The organism is Streptomyces sp. MRC013, assembly GCF_023614235.1.
Taxonomy (GTDB): Bacteria; Actinomycetota; Actinomycetes; order Streptomycetales; family Streptomycetaceae; genus Streptomyces.
In genome coordinates this window covers 3799071-3817709 of sequence record NZ_CP094264.1, presented here as the reverse complement: position 1 = coordinate 3817709, position 18639 = coordinate 3799071, and the positions used below count along the sequence as shown (strand labels likewise).

The 18639-nt window shown below is 74.3% G+C and carries 13 protein-coding genes and 1 pseudogene; 4 read left to right on the top strand and 10 right to left on the bottom strand.

Going from position 1 to position 18639, the window contains the following annotated elements; all coding sequences use genetic code 11:
* Positions 1-50 precede the first annotated feature (50 nt).
* The gene (locus tag LUW75_RS17330) at positions 51-788 is read left to right on the top strand and encodes an MBL fold metallo-hydrolase (protein WP_250336421.1); all 738 of its coding nucleotides are present in this window, start codon (positions 51-53) and stop codon (positions 786-788) included.
* Between the two features lie 10 nt (positions 789-798).
* On the top strand, positions 799-1602 hold the full coding sequence (locus LUW75_RS17325) for a DUF3097 domain-containing protein (protein WP_250336420.1): 804 nt from the start codon (positions 799-801) through the stop codon (positions 1600-1602).
* 12 nt (positions 1603-1614) lie between these two features.
* Here LUW75_RS17325 and hemW read toward each other — a convergent pair whose 3' ends face one another.
* The 3 genes and pseudogenes from hemW to lepA all read right to left on the bottom strand — a co-directional run bounded on the left by hemW (position 1615) and on the right by lepA (position 6968).
* Positions 1615-2847: a radical SAM family heme chaperone HemW gene (gene hemW / locus LUW75_RS17320; protein WP_250336419.1), complete on the bottom strand. Its 1233-nt coding sequence runs from the start codon at positions 2845-2847 to the stop codon at positions 1615-1617.
* Positions 2848-2928: 81 nt separating this feature from the next.
* A complete protein-coding gene (locus tag LUW75_RS17315; RefSeq protein WP_250336418.1) occupies positions 2929-4818 on the bottom strand; it encodes an AMP-dependent synthetase/ligase in 1890 nt (629 codons plus the stop codon).
* 280 nt (positions 4819-5098) lie between these two features.
* A pseudogene (lepA, locus tag LUW75_RS17310) lies at positions 5099-6968 on the bottom strand (translation elongation factor 4).
* A 240-nt stretch (positions 6969-7208) separates the two neighbouring features.
* Here lepA and rpsT point away from each other — a divergent pair.
* Positions 7209-7475, top strand: coding sequence for a 30S ribosomal protein S20 (gene rpsT / locus LUW75_RS17305; protein WP_250336417.1), 267 nt, complete (start codon positions 7209-7211; stop codon positions 7473-7475).
* A gap of 638 nt (positions 7476-8113) precedes the next feature.
* On the opposite strand, the gene holA is transcribed toward rpsT, so the two are convergent.
* Together holA and LUW75_RS17295 are read right to left on the bottom strand one after the other, a co-directional pair.
* Positions 8114-9097 (bottom strand): DNA polymerase III subunit delta, encoded by a 984-nt coding sequence (gene holA, locus LUW75_RS17300; protein WP_250336416.1) that lies wholly within the window; start codon positions 9095-9097, stop codon positions 8114-8116.
* Positions 9098-9210: 113 nt separating this feature from the next.
* Entirely contained in the window at positions 9211-9483 is a 273-nt protein-coding gene (locus LUW75_RS17295) for a hypothetical protein (protein ID WP_250336415.1), read from the bottom strand.
* Between the two features lie 113 nt (positions 9484-9596).
* On the opposite strand from LUW75_RS17295, the gene LUW75_RS17290 reads away from it, so the two are divergent.
* Positions 9597-10052, top strand: a complete 456-nt coding sequence (locus LUW75_RS17290) for a pyridoxamine 5'-phosphate oxidase family protein (protein WP_250336414.1) — start codon at positions 9597-9599, stop codon at positions 10050-10052.
* On the opposite strand, the gene LUW75_RS17285 is transcribed toward LUW75_RS17290, so the two are convergent.
* The 5 genes from LUW75_RS17285 to leuS all read right to left on the bottom strand — a co-directional run bounded on the left by LUW75_RS17285 (position 9956) and on the right by leuS (position 18564).
* A complete protein-coding gene (locus tag LUW75_RS17285; RefSeq protein ID WP_250336413.1) occupies positions 9956-12499 on the bottom strand; it encodes a ComEC/Rec2 family competence protein in 2544 nt (847 codons plus the stop codon). The two genes, LUW75_RS17290 and LUW75_RS17285, sit on opposite strands and share 97 nt — an antisense overlap.
* Before the next feature lie 158 nt (positions 12500-12657).
* Positions 12658-13371, bottom strand: a complete 714-nt coding sequence (locus tag LUW75_RS17280; protein ID WP_349816431.1) for a ComEA family DNA-binding protein — start codon at positions 13369-13371, stop codon at positions 12658-12660.
* Positions 13372-13832: 461 nt separating this feature from the next.
* On the bottom strand, positions 13833-14678 hold the full coding sequence (locus LUW75_RS17275; RefSeq protein WP_250336412.1) for a DegV family protein: 846 nt from the start codon (positions 14676-14678) through the stop codon (positions 13833-13835).
* A gap of 67 nt (positions 14679-14745) precedes the next feature.
* Positions 14746-15564, bottom strand: coding sequence for a hypothetical protein (locus tag LUW75_RS17270; RefSeq protein ID WP_250336411.1), 819 nt, complete (start codon positions 15562-15564; stop codon positions 14746-14748).
* A gap of 132 nt (positions 15565-15696) precedes the next feature.
* Positions 15697-18564 (bottom strand): leucine--tRNA ligase, encoded by a 2868-nt coding sequence (leuS, locus tag LUW75_RS17265; protein WP_250336410.1) that lies wholly within the window; start codon positions 18562-18564, stop codon positions 15697-15699.
* Positions 18565-18639: the final 75 nt, after the last annotated feature.

Sequence of the window (18639 nt, the reverse complement as noted above, 5' to 3'; positions counted from 1 at the left end):
CGGCCGCCGTACCGCGCGCCCGCCGCCGGCATTGCCGCTAGCGTCGCGGTATGGACGTCGCTTGGGAAGAGTTCGGGTGGGAGCGGCTGGCGGCCGGCGTGGGCCGCAGGCGGCTCCCCGGATGGGACGCCACGGTCGGGCTGGTCGTCGGGGACGGTGCCGCACTGTTGTTCGACGCGGGTTCCACGCTGCGGGAGGGTGCCGCCGTCCGGGCCCAGGTCCAGGGGCTGCTGGGAGGGCGGCGCGTGACCCACATCGCACTGAGCCACCCGCACTTCGACCACGTGCTGGGTGCCGCCGCCTTCGCGGGCGCGCAGGTGTTCGGCGCCGTGGGCCTCGACGAGGTGCTGGTGCGGGAGCGGGACGCGCTGCGGGCGGAGGCCGTGCGGGAGGGCGTCGCCGCGGACGAGGCGGGCGAGGCCGCGGACGTCCTGGTCCACCCGCACCACCTGGTGTGCGGGGAGTGGACGCTCGACCTGGGCGGCCGGCAGGTGCTGCTGGTGAACACCGGCCCCGGGCACACCGGCCACGACCTGGCGCTGCTGGTGCCGGGCACGGTGAACGGGGCGTCGGACGGGGTGGTGTTCTGCGGGGACCTGGTGGAGGAGTCGGGTGAGCCCCAGGCGGGCCCGGACGCGGTCCCGTCGCGCTGGCCGGCCGCGCTGGACCGGCTGCTGGAGCTGGGCGGGGAGGGCGCGGCGTACGTGCCGGGCCACGGCGCGGTGGTGGACGCCTCGTTCGTACGCGCCCAACGCGATGAGCTGGCCCGCCGGTTCGCGGTGTCGTAGCGTCTGGTGGATGCGCGCCTACGACCCCGACCTGACCCCCCGGTGGAAGAAGCAGTCCCCCGTGCCCGAGGTGCCCGCCGAGCCGGACCTGGTGGTCGAGGAGGCCGGCACCGGGTTCTGCGGGGCGGTGGTGGGGTGCGAGGCGGGCGCGGTGACGCTGGAGGACCGGTTCGGCAGGCGGCGGGTCTTCCCGCTCGTACCGCGCGGCTTCCTGCTGGAGGGCCGCCCGGTGACGCTGGTCCGCCCGGCCGCCCCCGCGCCGGCGCGGCCGTCCCGCACGGCGTCCGGGTCGGTCGCCGTGCCGGGCGCGCGGGCGCGGGTGGCGCGGGCGGGGCGGATCTACGTGGAGGGCCGCCACGACGCGGAGCTGGTGGAGAAGGTGTGGGGCGACGACCTGAGGATCGAGGGCGTCGTCGTGGAGTACCTGGAGGGCGTCGACGACCTGCCGGCGGTCGTCCGCGACTTCCGGCCCGGCCCGGACGCCCGGCTCGGGGTGCTGGTGGACCATCTGGTGCCGGGGTCGAAGGAGTCGCGGATCGCCGCCTCGGTCACCGACCCGCACGTCCTGGTGGTGGGGCACCCCTACGTCGACGTGTGGCAGGCCGTGAAGCCGTCGTCGCTGGGCATCCCGGCCTGGCCGGACGTGCCGCACGGCCGGGACTGGAAGACGGGCGTGTGCCGGGCCCTGGGCTGGCCCGGGAACACCGGCGCCGCCTGGCGCCGGATCCTGGACCGGGTCCGGTCGTACAGGGACCTGGAGCCGGCGCTGCTGGGCCGGGTCGAGGAGCTGATCGACTTCGTGACGGCGCCGTAGCGCCCGGCGTCCTCAGTCCACCAGGTCCCGCACCACCGCGTCGGCGAGGAGCCGGCCGCGCAGGGTGAGCACGGCGCGCCCGGCGCCGTACGGGACCGGGTCGAGGAGCCCGTCGCGCACGGCGCGCCCGGCGGCGGCCCGCCCCGCCGCGCGCAGCAGCGACAGGGGGACGCCCTCGCGGAGCCGCAGCTCCAGCAGGACGCGCTCCACGCGGCGGTCCTCCCCCGTCAGGACCTCCCGGCCGGCGCCCGGCGAGCGCCCCTCCGCGAGGGCGGCGGCGTAGGCGCCGGGGTGCTTCACGTTCCACCAGCGGACGCCGCCGACGTGGCTGTGGGCGCCGGGTCCGGCACCCCACCAGTCGGCCCCGCGCCAGTACAGCTCGTTGTGGAGGCAGCGGCCCGCCTCGGAGGCGGCCCAGTTCGACACCTCGTACCAGTGGAATCCGGCCCCGGCCAGGACGGAGTCCGCGATGAGGTAGCGGTCGGCGTGCACGTCGTCGTCGGTCGTCGGCACCTCGCCGCGCCGGATGCGGCGGGCGAGCCCGGTGCCCTCCTCGACGATCAGGGCGTACGCGGAGACGTGGTCGGGGCCGGCGCCGACGGCGGCGTCCAGGGAGGCCCGCCAGTCGTCGTCGCTCTCACCGGGGGTGCCGTAGATCAGGTCGAGGTTGACGTGGTCGAAGCCGGCGGCGCGGGCCTCGGCGACGCACGCCTCGGGACGGCCGGGCGTGTGGGTGCGGTCGAGGACCTCCAGCACGTGCCGCCGGGCGCTCTGCATGCCGAAGGAGATCCGGTTGAAGCCGCCCTCGCGGAGCGCGGCCAGGTACGCCGGGTCGACCGACTCCGGGTTGGCCTCCGTGGTGACCTCCGCGTCGTCCGCGAGGCCGAACTCGTCCCGGACGGCGTCGAGCATGCGGACGAGGTCCTCCGCGGCGAGCAGCGTGGGGGTGCCGCCGCCGACGAAGACCGTCCGCACGGGGCGGGGGTCGTCGCCGAGGACCTCGCGGGCGAGCCGGACCTCGCCCGCGAGGGTCGCCGCGTAGTTGTCGCGGGAGGCGAGGACCCCGCCGGAGCCGCGCAGCTCGGTGGCGGTGTAGGTGTTGAAGTCGCAGTAGCCGCAGCGGGTCGCGCAGTACGGCACGTGCAGGTAGAACCCGAGCGGCCGCTCCTCGCGCCCGTCGAGGGCGGACGGGGGCAGCGACCCGTCCTCGGGCACGGGCTCGCCGTCGGGCAGTACGGAAGGCATGGGGTCCATTGTCCGTCACCGCCGCGGTGCGCGGCGCGGCGGTGACGGGCGGACGGCCGGCGCGGGCGGGGCCGCCGGCGGTCAGGCCTCGCGGGCGCCCTCGTACATCTCCTCGATGAGGTCCCCGTACCCGCGCTCCACCGCGGGCCGCTTCAGCTTCAGGCTGGGCGTCAGCTCGCCGTGCTCCACGTCGAGGTCGCGCGGCAGCAGCCGGAACTTCTTGACCGTCTGCCAGCGCTGGAGGCCCTCGTTGAGCCGGTCCACGTACCCCTGGACCATCTCCCGGACCTGCGGCGTCGCGACCAGCTCGGCGTACGGCCGGTCGCCGAGGCCGCGCTCCTCCGCCCAGCCCCGCAGCGCCGCCTCGTCGAGCGCGACCAGCGCGCTGCAGTGGTTCCGGTCGGCGCCGACCACGACGATGTTGGAGACGAAGGGGCACAGCGCCTTGAAGCGGCCCTCGATCTCCGTCGGCGCGATGTACTTGCCGCCGGAGGTCTTGAACAGGTCCTTCTTCCGGTCGGTGATCTTCAGGTAGCCGTCGGCGGACAGCTCGCCGATGTCCCCGGTGTGGAACCAGCCGTCCGGCTCCAGCACCTCGGCCGTCTTGTCGGGCAGCTTGTGGTACCCCTCCATGATGCCGGGGCCGCGCAGCAGGATCTCGCCGTCGTCGGCGATGCGCACCTCGCAGCCGGGCAGCGGCTTGCCGACCGTGCCGGTGCGGTACGCCTCGCCCGGGTTCACGAAGGAGGCGGCGGACGACTCCGTCAGGCCGTACCCCTCCAGGATGTGGATGCCGGCGCCGGAGAAGAAGTAGCCGATCTCCGGGGCGAGCGCGACGGAGCCGGACACGGCCGCGCGCAGCCGCCCGCCGAACGCGGCGCGGAGCTTGGAGTACACGAGCACGTCCGCGATCGCGTGCTGCACCCTGAGGCCCAGGGGTGCCCTCGCCTGCCCGGTGCGGCGGAAGGCGTCCTGGGCGGCCCTGGCGTGGTCGCGGGCGACGCGGGCCGCCCACTGGAAGATCCGGTACTTGACGGGGCCGCCGGCCCGGGCCTTGGCGGCGACGCCGTTGTAGACCTTCTCGAAGATGCGCGGGACGGCCGCCATGTACGTCGGCCGGACGACCGGCAGGTTCTCGACGATCTTGTCGATGCGGCCGTCGACGGCGGTGACGTGGCCCACCTCGATCTGCCCGGAGGTCAGCACCTTGCCGAAGACGTGGGCGAGCGGCAGCCACAGGTACTGCACGTCGTCGTCGCGCAGCAGGCCGGTCGCGGCGATGGCCTTCGCCATGTACGACCAGTTGTCGTGCGGGAGGCGCACGCCCTTGGGGCGGCCCGTGGTGCCGGAGGTGTAGATGAGGGTGGCGAGCTGGTCGGCGGCGATCGCCTCGATCCGCTCCCGGACCGCCTCGGGGTGTTCCCCCAGGTACGCCCTGCCGCGCTCCTCCAGATCCGCGAGGGACAGCACCCAGCCCTCCGGGTCGCCGTCGGCGGGCACCGCCGCCGCGGCGTCGATCACCACGACGTGGCGGAGTTCCGGCAGCTCGGCGCGGCGCTCCCGGGCCTTCGCGAGCTGGGCGGCGTCCTCGGCGATCAGGACCCGGCTCCCGGAGTCGGCGAGGATGTAGGCGGCCTCCCCGGCGTCGGTCTGCGGGTAGACCGTGGTCGTGGCCGCCCCGGCGCACATGACGCCCAGGTCGCACAGGATCCACTCGACCCGTGTGGCGGAGGCGAGGGCGACGCGCTCCTCCGGCCGGAGGCCGAGGTCGACGAGTCCGGCGGCGATCGCGTACACGCGGTCCGCGGCCTGGCGCCAGGTGAGCGACCTCCACTCCTCGGGCCCCCGGCCGCCGGGGGACGGGACCGGGTAGCGGTAGGCCTCCGCGTCCGGGGTCTTCGCCACCCGCTCGAGGAGGAGGCTCGCCACGGAGGGCGGGCGGTTCTCGATCTGGGTCTGTGTGTCGCTCACGGGCGTCCTCCGGCGGGCCTGGCAGATGCCGCGCGGCGCGCGGGCACTTCGCTGCTGCGGGAAAAGCGGGTCGACGGCTGGTTGTTTAACTCGCGAGTAACCACCGAGCGGGATCAGGGTAGAGCGCCGCCGTCCGCTGCGTAAGGGGCTGTGGACCGGGGTTCATACCCGCTTCATAACGACTGGGGGACGTTCGTGAAAAGGCGGAGGCGCCCGTTCGTCGTCCGGACGGGCGCCTCCGTGCCGCGGCCGCCGGGGCGGGCGGCCGGGACGGGCGGGGCTACTTCTTGGCCTTGCCCCCGGACTCGTCGCTGGAGAGCACCGCGATGAAGGCCTCCTGCGGGACCTCCACGGAGCCCACCATCTTCATCCGCTTCTTGCCCTCCTTCTGCTTCTCCAGCAGCTTGCGCTTGCGGGAGATGTCACCGCCGTAGCACTTGGCGAGGACGTCCTTGCGGATGGCGCGGATCGTCTCGCGGGCGATGACCCGGGAGCCGATGGCGGCCTGCACCGGCACCTCGAACGCCTGCCGGGGGATGAGCTCCTTCAGCTTGGCGACGAGCCGCACGCCGTACGCGTACGCCTGGTCCTTGTGGGTGATGGCGGAGAAGGCGTCGACCTTGTCGCCGTGGAGCAGGATGTCGACCTTGACCAGGGAGCTGCTCTGCTCGCCGGTGGGCTCGTAGTCCAGCGACGCGTAGCCGCGGGTCTTCGACTTCAGCTGGTCGAAGAAGTCGAAGACGATCTCGGCGAGGGGCAGCGTGTAGCGGATCTCGACGCGGTCCTCGGAGAGGTAGTCCATGCCGAGGAGGGTGCCGCGGCGGTTCTGGCACAGCTCCATGATCGAGCCGATGAACTCGGACGGCGCGAGGATCGTGGCGCGGACGACCGGCTCGTACACCTCGGCGATCTTGCCTTCGGGGAACTCGCTCGGGTTGGTGACGGTGTGCTCGGCGCCGTCCTCCATGACGACCCGGTAGACCACGTTCGGCGCCGTGGCGATCAGGTCGAGGCCGAACTCGCGTTCCAGGCGCTCGCGGATCACGTCGAGGTGGAGCAGCCCGAGGAAGCCCACGCGGAAGCCGAAGCCGAGTGCCGCGGACGTCTCCGGCTCGTACACCAGGGCGGCGTCGTTGAGCTGGAGCTTGTCCAGGGCGTCGCGCAGCTCCGGGTAGTCCGACCCGTCCAGCGGGTAGAGGCCGGAGAACACCATCGGCTTGGGGTCCTTGTAGCCGCCGAGGGCCTCCTGGGCGCCCTTGGCCTGGCTGGTGATCGTGTCGCCGACCTTCGACTGGCGGACGTCCTTCACGCCGGTGATCAGGTAGCCCACCTCGCCCACGCCGAGGCCGTCGGCGGCGAGCATCTCCGGCGAGTTGGTGCCGATCTCCAGCAGCTCGTGGGTGGCGCCGGTCGACATCATGCGGATGCGCTCGCGCTTGTTGAGCTGGCCGTCGACGACGCGGACGTAGGTGACGACGCCGCGGTACGAGTCGTAGACCGAGTCGAAGATCATCGCGCGGGCGGGGGCGTCCGCGACGCCGACCGGGGCCGGGACGTCCCTGACGACGCGGTCGAGGAGCGCCTCCACGCCCAGGCCCGTCTTGGCCGAGACCCGCATCACGTCGTCGGGCTCGCAGCCGACCAGGTTGGCCAGCTCCTCGGCGAACTTCTCCGGCTGGGCGGCCGGGAGGTCGATCTTGTTGAGGACCGGGACGATGGCGAGGTCGTTCTCCATCGCCAGGTACAGGTTGGCCAGGGTCTGCGCCTCGATGCCCTGGGCCGCGTCGACGAGGAGGATCGTGCCCTCGCAGGCGGCGAGGAGAGCGCGACACCTCGTACGTGAAGTCCACGTGGCCCGGGGTGTCGATCATGTTGAGGATGTGGGTCCTGCCCTGCAGCTCGCCCTCGGTGGGCGCCCAGGGCAGACGAACGGCCTGGGACTTGATGGTGATGCCGCGCTCGCGCTCGATGTCCATGCGGTCGAGGTACTGAGCGCGCATCTGCCGCTGCTCGACCACACCGGTCAGCTGGAGCATCCGGTCGGCAAGGGTGGACTTGCCGTGGTCGATGTGCGCGATGATGCAGAAGTTGCGGATCAGTGCCGGGTCGGTACGGCTCGGCTCGGGCACGTGGGTAGGGGTCGCGGGCACGCAGGGTCCTGATTCTCGAGACGCCCGGGCGTACGCCGGTGTCTCTGCTCGGGTCGACGTCGGTATCGATACGTAGGCTCCATGGTCCCACGGACGGGGGCGGGGGTCCCACGGGCGGGGACGGACGCTCGGTTTGGGCTGCTCGAAGCGCTGCTGGTAGCCTGGGCAGCTGTGTCTCGTGGCCCTTTCGGCAGCGTGGCGCACATCGAGGAATCCTTACGAACCTGAAAAGGCTCTTTCGTGGCGAACATCAAGTCCCAGATCAAGCGGAACAAGACGAACGAGAAGGCGCGCCTGCGCAACAAGGCCGTCAAGTCGTCGCTCAAGACCGCGATCCGCAAGGCCCGTGAGGCCGCCGCCTCCGGCGACGTCGAGAAGGCCTCCGTGGCCGCTCGCGAGGCGTCCCGCAAGCTGGACAAGGCCGCCTCCAAGGGCGTCATCCACAAGAACGCCGCCGCCAACAAGAAGTCGGCGCTGGCGTCCAAGCTGGCCGCCCTGCAGGGCTGAGCTCCTGTAGTCCCGGGGACGCCGTCCCCGGAACCGGCCGGAACCCCACGGGCCTGCGCCCCGGGGTGACGGACCGGACGACTTGATCGCCGGCAGGGATACAGCGGGCCCTCTCAACCACGCTCCCGCCCGGCACCCCCGAGCCCGTACGCGGCCTGCGTTCGCCACGCGGGTACGGGCTCACCAGGAACATCCCGGAGGCCCCGGCCCCGTCTTTCCCCAGACGGGCGTCCGGGGCCTCCGGCGTGCCGGGCCACCGGCCGGCGGCCCGGCGGTCCGGGTGTTCGGCGACCGATGTGCCCGGTGCTCCAGCGGCCCAGGTGTTCGGCGGCCGATGTGCCCGGTGCTCCAGCGGCCCGGGTGTTCGGTGGTCCGGGTGTTCGGTGGTACAGGTGTGTGGCGCCCGGCGGTATGGGTGCCCGGTGGCCGGGCGCCGGGGCTCGGCGGCCGACCGCCCGGGTGGTCGACGGCCCGGCACCCGTGGCCCGATGTACCCGCTGACCCGGAGGCCCAGTACTCCGGCTGCCCGAAGGCCCGGGTGTTCGGTGACCACGGCTGCGGCGTCCTCGACGGCGCAGGGCCGGCCCCGAGGCGCCGAGCACACGAGGGCGCCGGCGCCGGGCCCTCGGGCGTCGAGGTCAGCGGCGGGAACGGGCGGCCCGGGCGACGGCCACCACCGCTTTCTCCAAGGCGTACCCGGGGTCGTCACCGCCGCCCTTGACCCCCGCGTCGGCCTCGGCGACGGCCCGCAGGGCCACGGCCACGCCATCGGGTGTCCAGCCGCGCATCTGCTGTCGCACGCGGTCGATCTTCCACGGCGGCATACCCAGTTCGCGGGCGAGGTCGGCGGGCCTCCCGCCCCTCGCGGAGGAGAGCTTGCCGATGGCCCGCACGCCCTGAGCCAGAGCGCTGGTGATCAGCACGGGCGCCACCCCGGTCGAGAGCGACCAGCGCAACGCCTCCAGGGCCTCGGCCGCCCGCCCCTCCACCGCGCGGTCGGCGACGTTGAAGCTGGACGCCTCGGCCCGGCCCGTGTAGTAACGGCCGACGACGGACTCGTCGATCGTGCCCTCGACGTCCGCCGTGAGCTGCGAGACCGCTCCGCAGAGCTCGCGCAGGTCGCTGCCGATCGCGTCGACGAGCGCCTGGCACGCCTCCGGCGTGGCCGACCGCCCCAGCTCCCGGAACTCCTGCCGCACGAACGCCAGGCGCTCCGCCGGTTTCGTGGTCTTGGGGCACGCCACCTCGCGCGCTCCCGCTTTACGGGCCGCGTCCAGCAGGCCCTTGCCCTTGGCACCGCCCGGGTGGAGGAGGACGAGGCTGGTCTCCTCCACGGGTGCGGCGATGTACGCCTTGAAGTCCTTGGCCGTGTCCGCCGACAGGTCCTGGGCATTGCGCACGATCAGGACCCTGCGCTCGGCGAAGAGCGACGGGCTGGTCAGTTCGGCCAGGCTGCCGGGCTGAAGCTGGTCGGCGGTCAGGTCCCGTACGTCCGTGTCGGAGTCGGCGGCTCGCGCGGCCACCACCACCTGCCGGACGGCGCGGTCCAGCAGCAGGTCCTCCTGGCCCACGGCGAGGGTGACGGGGGCGAGCGGGTCGTCGGTCGTCTTCTTGGCAGCCATCGCGACCAGCATCCCACGGCCCACCGACATCCCCCGCCCGGCCGCTCCGCCCGGCCGCCGTCCACACCCGCCGAACCGTCGGCACCGCCGCGCGGCCCGTGCCACCGGCCCGCCTACGGCTCCTCGCGCCAGCCCTCCCACTCGGCGGCGAAGTCGTCCATCCGCGTCGCCGACAACCGGCCGTCCGGGTCCTCGACCACCAGGAGCCACTGGGCGTCCTCGGCGTCGTCCTCCCCGGCGAGGGCGTCCCGTACCAGCTGCGGCTCCTCGTCCAGCCCGTAGCGGTCGACGAGCGCCTCGGCGGCCTCCTCGGCCGCCTCCCGGTCGGGTAGGACCAGCACGTGCCTGACGTCGCCGGTGCGGTCCTCTTCGTCCACTGCGTCCACGGCACCATTGTCCGCCCCCTTTCCCCACGACGGTCCTCCGGGCAGGTCCTCGTGCGCGGGTCCTCCGTCCGGGGACCGAGGCGCCGCCCGGGGCCGGTCCGTAGGGTGCGGGCATGATCGTTCGTCAACCGGTCCGCGACCGGGAGCAGCGCAAGCACGACGTCCTCAGGCGGTTCGCGGAGGATCACGACCTGTGGGCGGCGACCGCCTCGGCCGCGGGCGCCCCCCTTCTCGTGCCGCTGTCATTCGTCTGGGACGACGACACCTTCCTGATATCGACGCGGCGGGCCAACCCCACCGCCCGGAACCTCACCCCGCGCGGCCGCGTCCGGCTCGGCCTGGGGCACACCCGCGACGTGGTGCTGGTGGACGGCATGGCGGAGGCGGTCGAGGGATGCGACCTGCCGAGGGCCTCGGCCGACGCGTTCGCGGCCAAGCTGGGCTGGGACCCCCGCGATTGCGAGCCCTGGGTCTACCTGCGGGTGACGCCCCGGACCGTGAAGGCGTGGCGCGAGGAGGCCGAACTGCCCGACCGGCTCCTGATGCGCGACGGCACCTGGTTGGCGTGAGCCCGCCGGGGCCGCGCGACGGGCCCGGCGGGCGCCCGCGGCGGTGGCGGGTGACCGCCCGCAGGTCCCGACCGGAGCCCACCACCGCGATGGCGCCGTCCCGATCGGTGCGCAGCACGGCCGCGCCCGCATCCCGCAGGGCGTCGAGCGTGCGGGGCGAGGGGTGCCCGTACGGATTGCCCCGCCCGGCCGACACCAGTGCGAGCCGCGGACGCGTCCTGCCGAGCAGTTCGGGGTCCTGGTGCGCCGAGCCGTGGTGCGCGACCTTGAGGACGTCGACCCCCGGCAGCGCGGGATGTGCCCGGGAGAGGCTCCGCTGGGACGGCGGCTCCAGATCGCCGAGGAGCAGCAGGGTCACTCCGCCGCGGGTCCGGACGAGCAGGGTGACACTGGCGTCGTTGGGGCCCTCGGGGGCGAACCCGGCGGTCGGCGCGGGCCACAGCACCCGCCAGTCGAGCGCCCCGGTCCGGCGCCGCTCCCCCGGTACCGCGTGGACCACGGGGACGCGTGCCGCGGCGGCCGTGCGGCGGACGAACGCGGCTTGGCCCGGCGGGTCGAGGAGTCCCGTCGTCTGAACCACCCCCCACGGACCGGCCGCGCAGTACGCCCGGCAGCCCGGTCACGTGGTCGGCGTGGAAGTGGGTGAGCAGCACGAGCGGCACACGGCTGACGCCCAGGTCCCGCAGGCACCGGTCCACCGGCTCGGGGTCCGGTCCCGCGTCGACCACGACGGCCGTGCCGCCCCCCGCGGCCAGGACCGAGGCGTCGCCCTGGCCCACGTCGCACATCGCGAACACCCATCCGGGCGGCGGCCACCCGGTGACGACGCGGACCAGCGGCACGGGCCGCAGGACGGCGAGCAGCAGAAGCCCGACGCAGCCGGCGGCCACCCACGGCCGGTACGGCAGTCGACCCACCGCGAGCAGCAGCGCCGCCGTCACGGCGGCCAGCAGCAGCCCACCCCGCCAGCCACCCGGCCAGTCCACCTGCGCCCCGGGCAGGGAGGCCCCGGTCCGCGCCACGGACGCCACCCACCCGGCGGGCCAGGCGGCGCACTCGGCGAGCAGCCGGGCCGCCGGCATGGCGAGCGGGGCGGCCCCCAGCGCGGCGAACCCGAGCACGGTGGCCGGCGCCACCGCCAGTTCGGCGAACAGGTTGCAGGGGATCGCCACCAGGCTCACCCGCGCCGCGAAGACGGCCACCACCGGTGCGCACACCGCCTGTGCGGCCGCCGCCGCGGCCAGGGCCTCCGCGATGCGCGGTGGTGTTCCGCGCGCCCGGAGGGCGGCACTCCAGCGCGGGGCGATCGTGAGGAGCGCGCCGGTCGCCAGGACGGACAGCAGGAACCCGTGGCTGCGGGCCAGCCACGGCTCGTACAGCACCAGCAGCAGAACGGCCCCGGCGAGGGCGGGGATCAGCGACCGGCGCCGCCCGGTGGCGATGGCGAGCAGGGTGATCAGACCGCAGGCGGCGGCGCGCAGCACGCTCGGCTCGGGCCGGCACACCACCACGAACGCCAGCGTCAGCGCTCCGCCCAGTAGCGCCGTCCCCCGCAGCGGGACGCCCAGCCGGGGGGCGAGGCCGCCCCGCTCGGCACTCGACGCCGTGCCGGCGGGCCCGATGAGCAGCAGGAGGACGATGGTCAGGTTGCTGCCGGAGACGGCCAGGAGATGGGTGAGGTCCGTTGCCTCGAACGCTCTGCGCAGGTCCTCGGGGATCCGCGAGGTGTCACCGACGACGAGTCCCGGCAGCAGCGCCCGTGCGTCCGCGGGCAGCCCGTCGGTGGCTTCGCGCAGGCCGGCGCGCAGCCGTCCGGCCGTTCGGTGCAGGGCGCTCGGCGGGCCGGTGACGCGGGGCGGCCCCGTACCGGCGTACAGCACGGCGGCGAACGGGTCGCCGGGGTCACGCGGGGGCGCGAGCCGGCCCGTCACCCGCAGCGTGGTGGACGGCAGCAGCCTCAGCCACGCGCCGCCGTGCCGCCCCTCCTCCCCGGGCCGTGCCATCACGAGGACCGGTGTGCGGACCCGCGTGGTCGTTCCGTCCGGTGCGGTCACCCGCGTCACTTCCGCGTCCAGAACGACGGAGGCGGGCACCGTCCGGTCACCTCGCACCCGGTGCACGGTGGGCCGCGGGTCGGAGCGGACCGCCACGTCGGCGGTGACGCTCGCGTGCTCCCCCGCCAGCGCGGGGACCGGTCCGCGTCGCAGGTCCGCCCCGTGCAGCCCCGCCGAGGCCGCGCCGGCGGCGGCGCACAGCAGTACGGCGGCGTACGCGGTGGCGTTCCGCCGCCGCCACCCGGCGGACGCCCGGGCCGTACGCCTCCGCCACCCGTCCAGCAGGAGGGCGACCGCCCCCGCTCCGCACAGGGCGACGCCGGTCACCGCCCACCGGCCGGGAAGGCCCAGGGCGACTGCCGCCGCCCCCCATGCCGCCAGGGCGGGCGCCACCAGCCGCAGGTCTGCCGGTCCTTCCCGCCGCGGGTCGGGGGCTCCTCGCGGGTCGTCCGGAGCGCGATGGGCCGCCGCACACGGTTCGGAGCGCGCGTCCGGCCCGGTGGCGGGCCGCGCGCCCCTGCCGGGCCGCACCGGCGCCGCCTGGCCGGACGTCACAGCCGTACCCGGGGACAGAGGTCGGCGAAGCGGCGGGCGCCGATGCCGCGGACCTCGCGCAGTTCCTCGATCGACCGGAAGCCGCCGTGCCGGGCGCGGTGCTCGACGATGTGGCGGGCGAGGACCGGTCCGACCCCGGGCAGGGTGTCGAGCTGTTCGACCGTGGCGGTGTTGAGGCTGACCGGTCCTTCCACCGCCCCGGTTCCGGCGGCGTCCGGCGGGGTTCCCGGCGGCGGGACGCCGGGCGGGCCGGCGGTGGCCGGGACGCCGACCAGGACGTGCTCGCCGTCCACCAGGACGCGCGCCCTGTTGAGCCCGCTCGTGTCCGTACCCGGCGGGACGCCGCCGGCGGCGCGGAGCGCGTCGACGACGCGGGCACCCGTCGGAAGCCGCAGCACGCCGGGCCGCCGCACCCTGCCGCTCACATCGACGACGACCACGCCCGGGGACGGACCCGCCGTCGGCAGGCCGGCCGGTGGCGGGCCCGTCGGCGGCGGGGCGGCGGTCGGCGGGAGCTGCTCCGCCGGCGCGGTCACCGCGGTCGCGGCGTGCCCGACCGCCTCGGGTGCGCGCACGGTCTCAGGACGGCCGGCCCAGAACCAGCACGCGGCGAGCACCACTCCCGCGACCAGGACGACGGCCAGTGCGCCCAGCGTGCGGCGCTCGAGCCCGCACCTGGTCTGCACCCACACCGGCAGGCGTTCGCGCAACGCGAGCCCCCACCGTTCTCCCGTCCCGGTCCGGGAGTCCGCGGACGGCGTGTACGGAGGGGCCGGGGCCTCGGAGGGCGCCGAGGGTCCGGCGGGCCGGCGCGGCGGCGGGTCGGTACCCGCCATCAACGCGTCCGCCCTGCTCCTGGGGGCGGCCCGGGTGGCGCGGCGGCGTGTGCTCCGGGGTCTTCGGCACGGTGCCGGCCCCGCCCGCCCGTGCGGCCGCGCGTCCGGCCGTCGGAACCGCGGGCCCGCCCGGGCCCGCTCGTCGCCGCGGGCGGCCGGGAGGAGAGGGAGTTGCGAGAGGCCGCCGCGGCGGCTCTGATCACCGAGTGTGTCCGTGTCGCCATGCCACAGCACGGTAGAGATGTCCGTCCGGATCTGCCGGGCCGCGCTGATTTCCGTGGAAAACCTGGGAGTTGTGGAGAACGCGGTCACCCGCAGGGGTGAAACCGACGGTGTCACCGCTGGGAGACGACCACTCCCAGCAGTCCCGGTCCGGTGTGCGCTCCGATCACCGCGCCGACCTCGCTGACGTGGAGGTCCACCAGACCCGGGACGCGGTCACGCAGGTGCCCGGCGAGCACGTCGGCCCGTTCGGCGGCGGCGAGGTGGTGCACGGCGATGTCGACGGAGGCGCGGCCCGCCCGTTCGACGGCGATCTCCTCGAGCCGGGCGATGGCCTTCGACGCGGTACGCACCTTCTCCCTCGGCTCGATGCGTCCGCCGTTCAGCTCCAGCAGGGGCTTCACGGCCAGCGCCGACCCGAGCAGTGCGCGGGCGGCCCCGATGCGCCCGCCTCGCCGCAGGTGGTCGAGGGTGTCGACGTAGAAGTACGCGGAGGTGCCGGAGGCGCGTTTCTCCGCGGCCGCCACGACCTCGTCCGGACCGCAGCCCGCCTGTGCGGCCTCGGCCGCCGCGACGGCGCAGAAGCCCAGCGCCATGGCGATCATCCCGGTGTCGACGACCCGCACGGGCACCGGCGCCTCCCGGGCCGCCAGTAGCGCCGCCTCGTAGGTGCCGGACAGCTCGGCCGAGAGGTGGAGGGAGACGATCCCGGTGGCGCCTCCTTCGGCGACCCGGCGGTAGTGGGTCGCGAACGTCTCCGGGCTGGGCCGGGACGTGGTGACGGAGCGTCGCTTCTGCAGGGCCTGGGCGAGTGAGCGGGCCGAGATCCCGCCGCCCTCCTCCACGGCCGTACCGCCCAGGACGACGGTCAGCGGCACCGCGGTGATACCGTGCCGCTCTCTCGTCTGCGGCGGCAGGTAGGCCGTGGAATCGGTGACGATCGCGACATGGCGGGACATGACCGGGAGGTTACCCGCAGGCGGCGCCGGAAGGCATCCCGGGACCGCCCGCCGCGGTCGCGGAGGGTCAGTTGGTGGTCTCGGGACGCGTGGTCCTCTGCCAGGGATAGCCGGTTCCGAGGCGTGGGTCCCGAGCGGTGATGGCCGGCCGGGCCGTCTCGGCCGGGCCGCTCCCGCCGGCTCGGCGGGCATCCGTCCCCGCCTCCCCGTCCGCTCCGGCGGGCCAGACCTGGGCGGGAGCGGGTCCCGCCGCCGGCTCCGGCCACGACGCCCGGGGGCGGTCGTGCCCGGGCGCCGCCGCGGCCTCGGGACCGTCGTGACCCTTCGTTCCGGGGGTTTCCGGCTCCGACCAGTGGCGCAGCGCACCGGCCTCGACGTCGATCTGCGCGCCGAGCAGGTCGAGGTCGTCCCGGGCGAACCGCTGCGCCCGGTCCCTGGCCGCCCAGCGCAGGGAGTCGGCCGGCTCCGTGATCCGCCGCGTGCGCTCCCGCAGGTCCGCCAGGCGTTCGGCGACCCCGGCCTTGTCGGGGTCGCGCTCCAGCCGCTTGAGCTCCTCGTCCAGTTCGTGCCCGTGGGCGTTGAGCCGGCGGAACAGCTCCAGCGACTCCTGGAGCGAGGCGTCCTCCGGGGAGCCTGCCTCCAGGGCGTCCTGCGTGGCCCGCAAGGAGGTGCGCAGTGACAACCGCAGCTGTGCCAGCTCCCCCGCGACGCCGGTCTGCCCGTAGCCCTTGGCGCGGAGGGCGGTGTCCTCGACCGTGCGCCGGGCCTGCGTGAGGGTGCGGTCGACACCGCGCTTGGCCGCCTTGACCGCCTTGACGCTCACGTACACCCCGAGCGCGACGAAGGCGACGAAAAGCAGTGCCAGGATCAGGATCGCCTGTGACATGGAGTCCCCTCGTCGTCGTGTGTTCCCTCCACGGTAAACGCCGGAGGGCGGATCGGGGGTTCCGGAGAACCCCCGATCCGCCCCCGGGAGTCGACTCCGGGACGCCGTCGCGCGACGGGACCCGGTGGCCGGTCACGCCGGGACGATGTTCACCAGCTTCGGCGCGCGGGTGACGACCTTGCGGATGCCCGCACCCCCCAGGGCGGCGGTGACCGCGGGCTCGGCCAGGGCCAGCGTCTCCAGTTCCTCGTCCGTGATGGACGGGGAGACCTCCAGGCGCGCCTTGACCTTGCCCTTGACCTGTACGACGCAGGTCACCGTCGCGTCGACGACGTACGCCGGGTCGGCGACCGGGAAGTCCTGGTGGACGACCGAGTCGGTGTGGCCCAGCTTGCGCCACAGCTCCTCGGCGATGTGCGGGGCCAGGGGCGCGACCAGCAGCACCAGCCGCTCGGCGACCGGCCGGGGGACGGGGCCGCCCGCCTTGGTCAGGTGGTTGTTCAGCTCGGTGATCTTGGCGATGGCCGTGTTGAAGCGCATCGCCGCCATGTCCTGGGAGACTCCGTCGACGGCCTTGTGCAGGGCACGGAGCGTGTCCTCGTCCGGCTCGGCGTCGACGACGGTGACCTCCCCCGTCGCCTCGTCGACGATGTTGCGCCACAGCCGCTGCAGCAGCCGGTACTGGCCCACCACCGCGCGCGTGTCCCAGGGGCGGGACACGTCCAGGGGGCCCATGGCCATCTCGTACAGCCGCAGCGTGTCGGCGCCGTACTCGGCGCAGATCTCGTCCGGGGTGACCGCGTTCTTCAGGGACTTGCCCATCTTGCCCAGGACCCGGCCGACCTTCTCGCCCCGGTACCAGAACGCGCCGTCGCGCTCCTCGACCTCGGCGGCCGGGACGGCGATGCCCCGTGCGTCGCGGTAGACGTACGCCTGGATCATGCCCTGGTTGAAGAGCCGGTGGAACGGCTCGGCCGACGACACGTGGCCCAGGTCGTACAGGACCTTCGACCAGAACCGGGCGTACAGCAGGTGCAGTACGGCGTGCTCGGCGCCGCCCACGTACAGGTCCACGCCCCCGTGCGGCATGCCGTCGCGCGGGCCCATCCAGTACCGCTCGATGTCCGGGTCGACCAGCTTCCCGTCGTTGTGCGGATCCAGGTAGCGCAGCTCGTACCAGCAGGAACCGGCCCAGTTGGGCATGGTGTTGGTCTCGCGGCGGTACCGCTTGGGGCCGTCGCCCAGGTCCAGGGTGACGTTCACCCAGTCCTCGTTGCGGGACAGCGGGGTCTCCGGCTGCGTGTCGGCGTCGTCCGGGTCGAAGGTGCGCGGCGCGTAGTCGTCGACCTCGGGCAGTTCCAGCGGCAGCACCGACTCGGGCAGCGCGTGCGCCACGCCGTCCTCGTCGTAGACGATCGGGAAGGGCTCGCCCCAGTAGCGCTGGCGGCTGAACAGCCAGTCGCGCAGGCGGTAGTTGACGGTGCCCTCGCCGATGCCGCGGGACTCCAGCCAGCGGGTGATCTCGGCCTTGGCCTCGGCGACGCCCAGGCCGTCCAGCGACACGTCGTCGTTGGACGACGCCATGATCCTCGCGTCGTGCGAGTCGAAGGCGTCGTCCCAGGTGGACGGGTCCGTGCCGCGGCCGTCGACCGGTTCGACGACGCAGCGCACGGGCAGGTCGAAGGCGCGGGCGAAGGCGAAGTCGCGGCCGTCGTGCGCCGGGACGGCCATGATGGCGCCCGTGCCGTAGCCCATCAGCACGTAGTCGGCGATGAAGACCGGGACGCGCTCGCCGCTGACCGGGTTCACGGCGTGGGCGCCGGTGAAGACGCCGGTCTTCTCCTTCGCCTCGGCCTGCCGCTCCACGTCGGACTTGACGGCGGCCTGCTTGCGGTACGCGTCGACGGCCAGGGCCGGGGTGGCGTGCCCGCCCGTCCACAGGGCGGGCGTACCGGCCGGCCAGGCGTCCGGGACGATCGTGTCGACCAGGTCGTGCTCGGGGGCCAGCACCATGTAGGTGGCGCCGAACAGGGTGTCCGGGCGCGTGGTGAAGACGGTGATCACGTCGTCGCCGACGGGGAAGTCGACGCGGGCGCCCTCGGACCGGCCGATCCAGTTGCGCTGCTGCAGCTTGATGGCCTCGGGCCAGTCCAGCGCGTCCAGGTCCTCCAGCAGGCGGTCCGCGTAGGCGGTGATGCGCATGTTCCACTGGCGCAGCTTCGCCTTGAAGACCGGGAAGTTGCCGCGCTCGGAGCGGCCGTCGGCGGTGACCTCCTCGTTGGCCAGGACGGTGCCCAGGCCGGGGCACCAGTTGACCGGCGCGTCGGAGGCGTACGCCAGGCGGTATCCGCTCAGCACGTCGGCCCGTTCGGCGGCGGTCAGCTCGCCCCACGACCGCGCGGTGCCCGGTACGGGGCGCTCACCGCTCTCGAACCGGGCCACCAGGTCGGCGATCGGGCGGGCCCTCCCGGCCTCCTCGTCGTACCAGGAGTCGAAGATCTGCAGGAAGATCCACTGGGTCCACTTGTAGTAGTCGGGATCGATCGTGGCGAACGACCGGCGCCTGTCGTGGCCCAGGCCCAGCCGGCGCAGCTGGGCCTTCATGTTCTCCATGTTCGCCTCGGTCGACACGCGCGGGTGCGTGCCGGTCTGCACCGCGTACTGTTCGGCCGGCAGGCCGAACGCGTCGAAACCCAGCGTGTGCAGGACGTTGTGGCCGGTCATGCGCTGGTAGCGGGCGTACACGTCGGTGGCGATGTACCCCAGCGGATGGCCGACGTGCAGGCCGGCACCGGACGGGTAGGGGAACATGTCCATGATGAACTTCTTGGGCCGGGAGACCAGCTCCGGGGCGCCCGCCAGGTCGCCGCCCGGATTCGGCGCGGCGTACGTCCCCTCCGCGTCCCAGAAGTCCTGCCAGCGTGCCTCGATGTCGGCCGCCATGGCCGCCGTGTAACGGTGCGGGGCCGCCGTCTCGGCGACGGGGTTCGTCTCGGTCATGATCCTCTGAAGCTCCATCGATCGTCTCTGCCTCGCTGCCGCCGCCGCGCCCCGGTTGCGTCGGTGCGGCGAAAT